Genomic DNA, 11834 nt, shown 5'->3' with positions numbered 1-11834 from the left:
GCCCACGGCTGCGCACTCGACCTGCATCCGCGCGCGTTCGGGCCGGGCCGGTGCGCGCAGACCATGCTGGCGCGGGCGCAGGTCGTGCTCGTACCCCGGGAGGACGGGTTCCTGGTGCTGGTGCGCTCGTCCTTCGCCGCCTACCTGGCGGAGTGGCTGCTGGACGCGGCGGCGGAGTACGTGACGTGAGCATCGGGGTCTTCGACCTGTTCAAGATCGGCATCGGGCCGTCCAGTTCGCACACGGGCGGGCCGATGGCGGCCGCGCACAGGTTCGTCCGGGGCCTGCGCCAGGACGGACTGCTGGAGTCCGTCGCCCGGGTCGAGGCGATCCTGTACGGCTCGCTCGGGCTGACCGGCAAGGGCCACGGCAGCGACAAGGCCGTGCTGCTCGGCCTGTCCGGCGAGAAGCCGGAGCTGGTCGACGTGGACTCGGTCGACGCCCGGCTGCTCGCCATGCGGGAGTCGGGCACCGTGTCGCTCGCCGGCACGCACCCGGTGCCGTTCGTGGTCGGCGAGGACCTGGTCTTCGAACGCAGGATCTCGCTGCCCGGCCACCCCAACGGGATGCGCTTCACCGCCTTCGGCCCCGACGGCGGGGTCCTGCGGGAGAAGGTGTACTTCTCGGTCGGCGGCGGCTTCGTCGTCGACGAGACGGCCGCCGGGGCGGACCGTATCAAGGCGGACGACACGGTCCTGCCGTACCCGTTCACGACCGCGGAGGAGTTGCTCAAGCACTGCGCCAACACCGGGCTGTCGATCTCCGGGCTGATGCTGGAGAACGAGAAGGCCTTCGGCCGCACCGAGGCGGAGATCCGCGCGGGCATCCTGGAGCTGTGGCGGGTGATGACCGAGTGCGTCCGCCGCGGCATCGCCTCCGAGGGCGTGCTGCCCGGCGGGCTGCGCGTGCGCCGCCGCGCCCACGGGCTGCACCGGCGCCTGCTGGCGGAGGCGCCGGAGAAGGACCCGCTGCACGCGATGGACTGGGTGTCGCTCTTCGCGCTGGCGGTCAACGAGGAGAACGCCGCAGGGGGCCGCATCGTCACCGCGCCCACCAACGGCGCCGCGGGCATCATCCCGGCGGTGCTCACCTACTACACGCGGTTCGTACCCGGCGCCGGCGACGACGGCGTGGTGCGCTTCCTGCTGACCGCGGCGGCGATCGGCGTGCTGTTCAAGGAGAACGCCTCGATCTCCGGAGCTGAGGTGGGCTGCCAGGGCGAGGTGGGGTCGGCCTGCTCGATGGCCTCGGCCGGGCTGACCGAGGTGCTGGGCGGCACGCCGGAGCAGGTGGAGAACTCCGCCGAGATCGGCATCGAGCACAACCTGGGCCTGACCTGCGACCCGATCGGCGGCCTGGTCCAGATCCCGTGCATCGAGCGCAACGCGGTGGCCTCCATCAAGGCGATCGCCGCCGCCCGCATCGCCCTGCGCGGCGACGGCCGCCACTTCGTCTCGCTGGACAAGGCCATCAAGACCATGCGTGACACCGGCCGCGACATGCTCGACAAGTACAAGGAGACCTCGCGCGGCGGCCTGGCCGTCAACGTCATCGAGTGCTGACGGAGCCGGCCAGCAGCCGCAGGTTCTCGGCCTGGGCGGAGCCGGGCGGGGCGTGGTAGACGGTCAGGGACTGCTCGGGGTCGTCGGGCAGCCGCAACGACTCGAAGGAGAGCGTGAGCTCGCCCAGCAGCGGGTGGCGCAGGCGCCGGGTGCCGTGGTTGCTCTCCTTCACGTCGTGCCCGGCCCACAGCCGGCGGAACGTCTCGCTCTTCACCGACAGCTCGCCCACGAGCGTCAGCAGCCGCGGATCGTCGGGATAGCAGCCGGCGTACAGGCGCAGAGCGCCGACCACGTCGGCGGCCTTCGCCTCCCAGTCCGCGAACAGCCGCCGATGGCCGGGGTCCAGGAACACCAGCCGGGCCCAGTTGCGCTCCTGGGGCGGCAGCCGGTCCCAGTCGCCGAACAGGGCCGCCGCCATCGGGTTCCAGCCCAGGATGTCCGAGCGGGGCCCGGTCACGTACGCCGGGACCCCCTCCAGGGAGGCCAGCATCTGCCCGAGCGCGGTGCGCACCTGCTGCAGCGGCGGCGGCCCGTACTTCCTGCGGTCCCGGCACTTGACCAGGCGGGTGAGGTGCTCGTGCTCGGTGTCGCTCAGCCGCAGCGCGCGGGTGATCGCCCCGATCACCTCGCCCGACACGTTGTTGCCCTTGCCCTGCTCCAGCCGCGTGAGGTAGGCGACGGACACGCCGGCGAGCTGGGCCAGCTCCTCGCGGCGCAGCCCCGGCACGCGCCGGTGCCGGCTGAGGACCGGCAGCCCGACGTCCTCCGGCCGCAGCCGCGCCCGCCGGCTGCGCAGGAATTCGCCGATCTCGCTCATAACCCCCGATAGTACGCACACGACGACGAACAAGGCTGACCCTGCCAGTAGTAGGAACAACGGTCGTACGCGGAGCAGGGCTCTGGGCGATCCGGCCGGGCTGCGGCAGGCTCGATTCCCCTGATCACCACCTAAAGAGGGATATTTCAATGTTTGCCGCTCAACGCAACGGCCATCCTGCGACCGCCGAGGAACTGGCGCCGCTCGCCTTCGCGGGCTACGCGCATTTCACCGCCATGCAGGTGCGCGAAGGCCGGGTACGCGGCCTCGACCTTCACCTGGAACGGCTGCGGCGCGCCTCGATGGAGTTGTTCGGCCGGGCGGTGCCCGACGATCGGGTGCGCTCCTATCTGCGGGCGGCGCTGCGGGCCGGCCCGGCCGACGTCTCGCTGACGGCCACGGTGTATTCACCGGCGGGCGAGTTCACCGTGGCCGAGGGGGAGCCCGAGGTGCTGGTCCGTACGGGGCCGGCCGCCTCCGGTCCGGCGGGCCCGCTGACGCTGGCGGCGGTCGAGCACGAACGCTTCCTGCCCGCCGTCAAGCACGTCGGCGAGGTGGCCAAGACGTACGTCCTCCGCCAGGCCGCCGGCCAGGGCTTCGACGACGCCGCCTTCCTCGACCGCCGCGGCCGGCTCAGCGAGGGCTCGATCTGGAACCTGGCCTTCTGGGACGGCACCGCCGTGGTGTGGCCCGTGGCCGAGATGCTGACCGGGACCACGATGGCCGTCGTCCGCCGGCGGCTCGATCGCCTCGGCGTCCCCCAGCGCGCCCAGGAGATCACCCTCGCCGACCTGCCCGCCCTGGCCGGGGCCGTGGTCATGAACTCGTGGACGCCGGGCGTGCCCGTCCACCGGATCGGCTCCGTGCCCCTGCCGGAGGCCGAGCCCTTCGTACGGTTGCTGCACCGCGCCTATCGGGCCGAACCGCCGGCCGCCCCCTGATCCGTCCCTTCCGCCCGGATGTCCAGGACCTCCAGGAACGCGGCGGCGGCCGGTGACGGGCGCCCCCTGCTCCAGATCAGGTGCTCCACCCGGGTGGGCGGGTCGCGGAGCTCGACGACGCGCACGCCGGGGAGTTCGGGCGCGAAGGCGGCCGGCATCATGGCGATGCCCAGGCCCAGCCGGACCAGCCGCGCCATGAGGTCGGCGTTCGTGATCTCGAAGGCGACCTCACGGCTGACGCCGGCGGCGGCGAACGCCTCGTCCGACTGGGCGCGCGCGGCCGTTCCGGCGGGGAAGTCGACGAACACCTCCTCCGACAGCCGGTGCAGGTCCACCCCGGCGGCTTCGTCCGGCTGGTCGGCCAGTGGGTCGGCGAGCGGGTGGCCGGGCGCCACCACCGCGACCAGCTCGCCCCGCGCCAGGACGAGCCCCCGGACGCCCTTCGGCCGCACGCTCGGCGGCAGCCCGAGGAACGCGATGTCCAGGGCTCCCTGCCGGACCTGCTCGGCCAGCTCGTCGCTCGCCCCGACGCGCAGCGTGATCCGCACCTGCGGATGGCGCACGTGAAAGGTCTTCAGCGCGCTCGGCAGGTCGACCGCCGTGACGGTGGGGATCGCGCCGATGGCGAGCCGGCCGCGAAGCTCCCCGGAGGCCGCCGCCACCTCGGCGCGAGCCCGTTCGGCGGCGTCGAGGGCCTGCCGGGCGGCGGGCAGGAACGCCTCGCCGGCGGGGGTCAGCGTGACCCGGCGGCTGGTGCGGTCGAAGAGCCGGGCGCCCAGCTCCCGTTCCAGCCGGGCGATCTGGTGGCTCAGCGCGGACTGGACGACCCGGCAGCGCTCGGCGGCCCGGGTGAAGTTCGCCGTCTCCGCCACCGCGACCACATAGCGCATCTGTTGCAGCTCCACGGATCAATCGTGGATCACGATCGCCTGACGTGACAAATATGCGTCGGACTCATTGATCGTCCAGGTCTCCCGCAGGAGACCGGCCCGGCGTCAGTAGGTGGCGCGACCGCCGCTGATGTCGTAGACGGCGCCGGTGGAGAAGCTGACCTTGTCGGAGGCCAGCCAGGCGATCAGTTCGGCGACCTCCTCGGGCCGGCCGACGCGGCCCATCGGGATGAGGCCGGTGATGTGGGCCAGGGCCTCGGGGCCGGTGGTGGCGTTCATCGGGGTGGCGATGACGGCCGGCGCGATGACGTTGGCCAGCACGCCGCTGGTGGCCAGCTCCTTGCCGAGCGACTTGGTCAGCGCGATGACGGCGGCCTTGGAGGCGGAGTACGGCGCCATGTTCGGGTTGCCGTCCTTGCCGGACATGCTGGCGATGTTGATGATGCGCCCCCAGCCTCGCTCGCGCATGCCCGGGACGAAGGCGCGGCAGGTGTGGAAGGTGCCGTAGACGTTCACCTCGAAGGTGCGCCGCCAGCCGTCCGGCGGGATCTCCCACAGGGGCGCGTTGGGGCCGACGATCCCGGCGGAGTTGACCAGGATGTCGACCGGCCCGACCTCGTCGGCGGCGGCCTGTACGGCGGCGGCGTCGGTGACGTCGAGGACGAGGTCGGCGCCGTCGGCGATGTCGGCGGTGATGATCGAGACGCCTTCCTTCTCCAGCCGGAGGGCGGCGGCCTTGCCCAGGCCGCTGACGCCTCCGGTGATGATGGCGGTGCGGGAGGAGGTCATGAGATCCTTTCATTCCAATAGTTGGAACGAAGATTTATCTTATGGAAGTTGCTTGCGAGATTAGCCGATACCCACTTCCCGCAGGAAGCTCCCATTGAGCAGAACTTCCACTTTTCGGAACAGTGGTCTAGCGTTCGGAACATGTTGGAATCTGTGCCCCGCCCCGGGAAACCCGTCCGCCACACCGACGCCAGCGACCGGCGCCCGCAGATCGTGAGGGCTCGGTAGTGCGCGCGCTGGTCCTGACCGGCCCGGGCAAGGCCGAGGTCCAGGAGGTCGAGCCGCCGGTCGCCGCGCCCGGGCAGGTGGTCGTGGACGTCGAGCGGGCCGGGGTGTGCGGCACCGACATGGAGCTGTTCACCGGCGAGATGAGCTACCTGCACACCGGGCGGTCGTGGTACCCGCTGCGCCCCGGCCACGAGTGGTGCGGTCGCGTGACCGACGTGGGCGAAGGCGTGGACGCCGGCTGGCTGGGCCGCCGCGTCACCGGTGACACCATGCTCGGCTGCGGGCACTGCGAGCGCTGCCGAGCCGGCCGCCACCACGTCTGCGCCGAGCTGTCGGAGATCGGCATCAGCCTCGGCCGCTCCGGAGCTCTGGCCGAGCGACTCGCCGTACCGGCGACGGCGCTGCACGCGCTGCCGGACAGCATGGACCTCACGCTGGGCGCGCTGGTCGAGCCCGGCGGCAACGCGCTGCGCGCCGTCCAGGGCACCGGCCTGCGGCCCGGCGAGCGGCTGCTGATCCTGGGCACGGGTGCGATCGGCCTGCTGGCGGCGCTGTTCGCGCGCTCGCAGGGGATCGAGGTCCACCTGCTGGGCCGCGACCTCGACGGGCTGCGCCTGGCACAGTCCCTGGGCTTCACGGGCACGTGGACCCGGCCGTCGCTGCCGGAGCTGCGGTGGGACGCCGTCATCGACGCCTCCAACGCGCCCGAGCTGCCCGCGCTCGCGGTCGACCTCGTCGAACCGGCCGGGCGCGTGGTCTACATCGGCCTGGCCGGCACCCCGAGCACCCTCGACACCCGCGCGCTGCTCCTCAAGGACGTCACCGCCGTCGGCATCCTCGGCGGCTCGGCCGGGCTGGCGGGGACCATCGCCGCCTACGCCGACGGCTCGGTCGACGCCCGCCCGCTCGTGGCCGCCACGGTCGGCCTGGCCGAGACCGCCGACATCCTGGCCGGCCACCGCCCCGCCGACGCCGGACCGGGCCCGAAGGTCCACATCGATCCGCGACGATGAGCCCGGCGATGCCGCACCGGTCAGTCGCTGATCTCAGGACAGCCCGGCGGCTCCACGATCTCGACGCCGATGGGCGCCACGGTCCCCGCCTTCACGTCCGGCGTGTAGCCGCCCGGCACCGTCGCGTATGGATCCGGGTCAGGCGGGGGAAGCGCGTCCTTCCGCAACTCCTGCTCGAACCATTCCGGCAGCGCGAAGCTGTGGGCATCAGCGAGTGGTCGCACTGGACAATCCAACGGGGCGGTGGTGCCGAGTGTCGGCACCACCGCCAATGCCAGGGCCAGCAGGCAGACCGTACTCCGTCGCCTCAGCAAAGGCACGCGCGCTTCCGTAGTCATTTGACGGGACAGGTTAGCAGCCGCTGATCGGATCCGACGGCATTCTCTTCGGCAAAACGGCGGCATTTCCATTGTTTGACAGGTTTCGGTCCGCACTCTACTCTCCTCCGGGAACGGAAGCGCGGATACGGGGGGCTGCATGCGCGTATTCTTGGGCGTGGCCGCGAAACGCCACAGGGTGGATCTCAGCCGATATCTCGCCGTGGCTCGTTCGCATATCGGTGACGTATTTCCGGTGCCACTGGAAACCATTGACACCGACGAATGGGCCGGCGCGGGCGCCGCGTTGCTCGCCTGGTCCAATGAGGAAGGCGCCGATGAACGCCCGCCGCTGATCCTGCGGCACGACCGTGGCGGCCTCGTCGTGAGCGGCACGCTCGCCGCGCGCCAGGACGTGCAGCGCCTCGCTCAAGCGCCCGGACTGAGCGAGGTGATGGCGGATCTCTCCGGTTGTTTCTCCGTGATCCGGGTGGCGGCGGAGGAAATTCAGGCCGCCACCGCGAGCACCCGGGCCCATTCCGTTTTCCACGCCGAGAACGACGACGTGCACGTGGTGGGAAACCGCGCCCTGCACGTGCACCTCGTGGCCAACGGGGGAAAGGTCGCCTGGCACGAGCTCGCCCTGCAAAGCATGGTCCGCCAGGGATACTTCTTATCCGATGAGACGCCTTACCGAGGGGTGACGGCGCTCGGGCCGTCCTCCGTCGTCACGGTGAAGGACGGCCGCAGGAGCGTCGCCACGCGTCCGCTGCCGGCGGCGCAGCCGGTGCCGGCCTCGGCGAGAGCCAGGCGCAGGGCGATCACGCAGCTGAGCGACGCCCTCGTCGCCGCCGTCGAGCCGCTGCGGGCCGTCTCCGAGCCGGTGAACCTGGCGCTGACGGGCGGGCGCGACAGCCGCCTGATGGCTGCGCTGCTGCACGCGGGCCGCGTCCCTTTCCGGGCGACGACCAACGGGCTCGACACGCACCCGGACGTGATCATCGCGGGCGCGATCGCCGCCCGGCTGGGCATCCAGCACACGGTCATCCCGCCCGTGCGGACCGAGGCGAAGGACGCCGTCCTCGTCCCGCACCCGAGCGCGCGCACGTATGAGGTCGTCCGCGCCTGCGAAGGCATGACCTCCGCGTACGAGAGCATCGTGGACTACCGGCCGTACTCCACGATGCCGACCATGTCCGGGCAGAGCGGCGAGATCCTGAGAGGCGGTTTCCTCTACAGCCAGGGGCAGACCACCGACAAGGCGATGCGCCGCAGGGTCAGCGACTTCTTCCTCAAGAACGAGCCGTTGTTCACCGGCGAGGCGAACGAGCACGCCCGCGACCTGGCGGAGCCGTGGCTGCGCCGGGTCGGTGAGAATCCGTGGGAAGTGCTCGACCACCTATACGTCACCTACCGGGTGGGACGCTGGCACGCCGCGGCCCGGGTCGGGTCGCTGCGGCGTGGGGATCCGGTTCAGCCGTTCCTCGACAACCGCGTGGTGGTCGAGGCGCTTTCGCTCGATCAGCAGTGGCGCCACTCGGAAGAGGTCGTCTACGAGCTGATCAGCCGGCTGGCCCCCGGGCTGCAGAAGATCGAGATGGAGGGCAAGCCCTGGCGTTTCCAGGCCGGGGAGGCGGACAAGCCGCGCAGATGGTGGCAGCGGAAGCCACCCGAGGCGACCCCCGCCACGCCTGCCCCGAAGCGCGGGAACAACTGGAACTGGCGCACCAGCCCAGGGCCCCGCCTTTCCGCCCTGCTCGCAGCGTTCGTGCTCGAACGCGCCGACGCTCTGGCCCCCCTCGTACGCGGTGACGAGTTGAAGGCCTTCTTCTCCGAGCCCGTGGTGAAGCAGCCCGCGCTGGCCTGGAATCTCTACACGGTCGCCGCCCTGCTCACCGGAGTCTTCCCGGGAGAGCCCCCGACGGGCACGGATCCGGTACGCATCGAGATCCCAAAGATGTAGGGCGCGGCGGCCCGACATTGAGTAGGGGTTACTCATGCGCGGCCGGGCCCAGAAGCCGGACGATCCTCCGCAAGGCGAACTCTCCTGGAGGAAACGACCGTGAGCTTCAACCATGGAGCGAGAACGTGGCGCCGGCGGCTCGCGTCCGGGGCGATCGGCGCGCTGCTCGCCGCATCGATCCCGGCCCTGACCACGCCCGCCGCGGCGGCGCCGGCCCCGAACATCTCGCTGACCTTCTCCATCGACTATCTCTTTCAGATCGAGAACCCGGACGGCGGGGGCCTGAAAGACGGGGACTACTACCCGAAGGTCCAGATCGCCGACGGGCCCATCCAGGTGGGCCCGCGGATCGAGGACGACGAGTTCTCGCCCAAGGGCCTGCCCGAGGCGCCCGACGGCTGGGTCTTCACCAAGTCGGACCTGCCCGGCGACAAGCCGACCGTGGACATCACCGTCAGCTTGTGGGACTGGGACAGCGCCCTCAACACCAATGACGACAGGATGGACATCAGCCCTCAACCCCAGGACATCGAGCTGAACCTCGTCTACGACTTCCGCTCCCGGTCCCTGTCGGGGGACGGCATCGTCTTCGGCACGCCGTGCATCGATTCCACCGGCGACTTCAAGGGCCAGAGCTGCGTCGAGGGCAACGGCGACCACGGCTTCCCCAAGGACAACGACGGCAGGAGGACCAGGCTCGGCATCACGGTCACCACCGATCCTCCCGACACCGACCAGGACGGCATCCCGGACATCGTCGAACTCTCGGGGATCCGCGACCGCAACGGCACGGTCCTCGCCGACCTGCCGGCGCTGGGCGCCGACCCGTGCCGTAAGACGATCATCCTGCAGGTCGACTACATGGCCGACGCCAGGCACTCCCACCAGCCCAAGGGCGACGCGATCACCCTGGTCAGGAACGCCTTCAAGAACGCTCCGGTCCGAGCGGCGAATCCGTGCCCGTACGGCGCACGCCCCGACGGCGTCGACTTCGTCTACATCCCGGGCGCGCGGCTCAACGAACAACCGGCCATCGGACTGGTCAACGACACCGAGTTCGTCTCCGCTCGCAACGACCACCTCCGCCATGAGCTGTCCCTGTACGCGCACTATGCGATCTTCGGGCACGACCTCATCGTCAGCCGCGAGGACGGGGACAAGACCCTTCCGGGGACCTCAGGCGAGTGCTGCGAGTTCCAAAGGGACAACAACAAGGACTTTCTCGTCACCCTCGGCTCGTGGCGGACCACATGCGTGGCGGACTTCGGCGTCGACTACGGCGGCGACGGCGTCCTGCAGACGAAGCCGGCGGGCGACGACCAGATGGTCGGCACAGCGATCCGGGTGGGCGGCGACGGCACCTGCGACACCACCAGCGCGCATCGCACCGACGTGCAGGTGCTCGACACCGGAACGGGCAAGGCCGACGCCGAGGTCGGCACCGTGCAGGACCAGGCCGGCACCCTCATGCACGAACTCGGGCACGCGCTCGGCCTGGCCCACGGCGGCGCCCTGCCCCAGGGCGACGACACCGACGACAACTACAAGCCCAACTACCCCAGCGTCATGAACTACTTCTTCCAGTCGGGCATCCCCAACAGCCCGCCGCCCCTGCTCGTCAACGACATCGGGACCTGGAAGACCGGGGCGACCCGCATCGGGTATTCGACCGGGAAGCTTCCCGACCTGGTCGAGGGCTCGCTTCTGGAGAGCAACGGGATAGGCGACGGCACCGACTACACGTTCTGGATGACCGACAACCTCGCCCACCCCGACAGCTCGATCAGGCCCTGGCGAGCGGGGATCGGCAACGGACCGCTCAACTGGAACGACAACACCACCACGGGCACCGGCGTCCCGATCATCGACTCGACCCGGGTGAGCGTGGACATCAACGGCAGCGGCGAGAAGACCACCCTCACCGATCACAACGACTGGGCGGCCGTCAGGTTCCGGGCCGGCAACTCGCCCGACAGCAAGGGGCGAGCCTGCAGCAGCTACCCGGTGAGTGCGCCGACCTGCAAGGGGACCGGCGGAAGTCCGGAGAGCGAGCTCGACTTCGCCACCGTGCTGCGGCAGGAGGTCTCCTTCTTCAACCAGTACGACCCCGACATCGCCACGACCAAGAGCGTCGACAAGCGCGACGCCGAACCCGGTGACACCCTCACGTACCAGGTGAAACTCGACAACGTCGGCACCGGCGCGGCGACGGCGATCGGGCTGACCGACACCCCGCCCGGCGGCGCGGCCCAGACGCGCCAGGTGCCCTACCTCGGCCCGGGAGTGTCCACGACCGCGAGGTTCACCTATGCGATCCCCTGCGACACCGCCAACGGGACCGTCCTGACCAACACGGCCACGGTGACCGCCAAGGACACCGGCGGCGGAGCCGAGGCGAACACGGCGAACAACACCGCCAAGGCCGAGACCACCGCGCACGCCCCCAAGCTCACCCTGGCCAAGACCGCGCCGCGGACGGTCAACGCGGGCGAGGCCATGACGATCGATCTGAAGGTCGCCAACGCGGGCAGCGGCACCGCCACCGATGTGACCCTCACCGACACCCTCCCGGCCGAGGTCGCCTACAGCCGGGCCCTCGACCAGGGCACCGGGCCCAAGCCCTCATCGGTGACCGCCAACCCGGACGGCACGACCACGCTCACCTGGTCGCTCGGGTCGATCGACGGCGGCGCGACCTCCGGTGTGCGGTTCACGGCCCGGCCCAGCCTGCTGTTCGCCGCCGGGGACGAGCTGCCCGACGCCGCCTCGGTCTCGTACCGGAACGGGAACGGGTGCGTCTACGAGCCGGTGACCGCGACGGCCTCGACCACCGTCACCGAGGTGCCGCCCACCCGTAACCCGTGGCCGCAGCTGTCCTGGCAGCTGCACCCCGACCGGCAGAGCGCCGAGCTGCTGGCCCGGATCCAGGCGACCGACTCCCGCTTCGACGGGGCCGACGGCTCGGCCCCGGACGGCGCGCTCACCCGGGCCGAGGTGAACGCGGTCTTCGGCCTCTCGATCAGGCAGCCGGACCTCCTCCGGGCCCAGATGCTGACGACCTACCTCAACCTCGCCGACCGGCGGATCAACGCGGCGACGAAGATCTCCTCGCTGGTCGCCGCCGCGCTGGAGCTGAAGTCGGTGGCCCAGGCCGCCCGCCACGCGCAGGCCACGCTCCTGCTGCCGGACGACCTCGCGCACCTGCTCACGTACACCAAGGCGACGACCGTACTGACCGAGATCAACCTCAACCTGAGCGAACGCTACTGAGCCGGACGGCCCGCCGCGGCGACCCCGCCGCGGGCCGGGGCGCG

Annotated in this window: 10 protein-coding genes; 6 read left to right on the top strand and 4 right to left on the bottom strand. The window is 71.0% G+C overall.

The genetic code is table 11. The features are described from left to right. The coding region (locus ACWDX9_RS51750; protein WP_449969126.1) for a sarcosine oxidase subunit gamma family protein at positions 1-189 on the top strand (189 nt) is incomplete at its 5' end. Further along, a complete protein-coding gene (locus ACWDX9_RS51745; protein WP_449969123.1) occupies positions 186-1562 on the top strand; it encodes an L-serine ammonia-lyase in 1377 nt (458 codons plus the stop codon). The genes ACWDX9_RS51750 and ACWDX9_RS51745, both read left to right, overlap by 4 nt. Here the strand turns inward: ACWDX9_RS51745 and ACWDX9_RS51740 are convergent. Further along, positions 1549-2379: a helix-turn-helix transcriptional regulator gene (locus ACWDX9_RS51740; protein ID WP_449969120.1), complete on the bottom strand. Its 831-nt coding sequence runs from the start codon at positions 2377-2379 to the stop codon at positions 1549-1551. The two genes, ACWDX9_RS51745 and ACWDX9_RS51740, sit on opposite strands and share 14 nt — an antisense overlap. Before the next feature lie 149 nt (positions 2380-2528). On the opposite strand from ACWDX9_RS51740, the gene ACWDX9_RS51735 reads away from it, so the two are divergent. Then, positions 2529-3320 carry an aminotransferase class IV family protein gene (locus tag ACWDX9_RS51735; protein WP_449969118.1) on the top strand — a complete coding sequence of 264 codons (792 nt, stop codon included), beginning with the start codon at positions 2529-2531 and terminating at the stop codon, positions 3318-3320. Here the strand turns inward: ACWDX9_RS51735 and ACWDX9_RS51730 are convergent. Together ACWDX9_RS51730 and ACWDX9_RS51725 are read right to left on the bottom strand one after the other, a co-directional pair. After that, a complete protein-coding gene (locus ACWDX9_RS51730; RefSeq protein WP_449969116.1) occupies positions 3290-4225 on the bottom strand; it encodes a LysR family transcriptional regulator in 936 nt (311 codons plus the stop codon). The genes ACWDX9_RS51735 and ACWDX9_RS51730 overlap by 31 nt on opposite strands. Before the next feature lie 90 nt (positions 4226-4315). After that, a complete protein-coding gene (locus ACWDX9_RS51725; protein WP_449969114.1) occupies positions 4316-4999 on the bottom strand; it encodes an SDR family NAD(P)-dependent oxidoreductase in 684 nt (227 codons plus the stop codon). Positions 5000-5226: 227 nt separating this feature from the next. Between ACWDX9_RS51725 and ACWDX9_RS51720 the strand changes: the two genes are divergently transcribed. Beyond that, positions 5227-6240 carry a zinc-dependent alcohol dehydrogenase gene (locus ACWDX9_RS51720; RefSeq protein ID WP_449969111.1) on the top strand — a complete coding sequence of 338 codons (1014 nt, stop codon included), beginning with the start codon at positions 5227-5229 and terminating at the stop codon, positions 6238-6240. Between the two features lie 20 nt (positions 6241-6260). On the opposite strand, the gene ACWDX9_RS51715 is transcribed toward ACWDX9_RS51720, so the two are convergent. Next, a complete protein-coding gene (locus ACWDX9_RS51715; protein WP_449969108.1) occupies positions 6261-6464 on the bottom strand; it encodes a hypothetical protein in 204 nt (67 codons plus the stop codon). Between the two features lie 349 nt (positions 6465-6813). Here ACWDX9_RS51715 and ACWDX9_RS51710 point away from each other — a divergent pair, with 349 nt between their 5' ends. Then, on the top strand, positions 6814-8520 hold the full coding sequence (locus tag ACWDX9_RS51710) for an asparagine synthase-related protein (protein ID WP_449969105.1): 1707 nt from the start codon (positions 6814-6816) through the stop codon (positions 8518-8520). 99 nt (positions 8521-8619) lie between these two features. Further along, entirely contained in the window at positions 8620-11790 is a 3171-nt protein-coding gene (locus ACWDX9_RS51705; RefSeq protein WP_449969103.1) for a CARDB domain-containing protein, read from the top strand. The last annotated feature ends 44 nt before the right edge of the window (positions 11791-11834 follow it).

It is taken from the genome of Nonomuraea sp. NPDC003201 (genome assembly GCF_053590415.1).
Note: the sequence above shows the minus strand (reverse complement) of the source record. Positions and strands in the feature narration are given on the sequence as shown.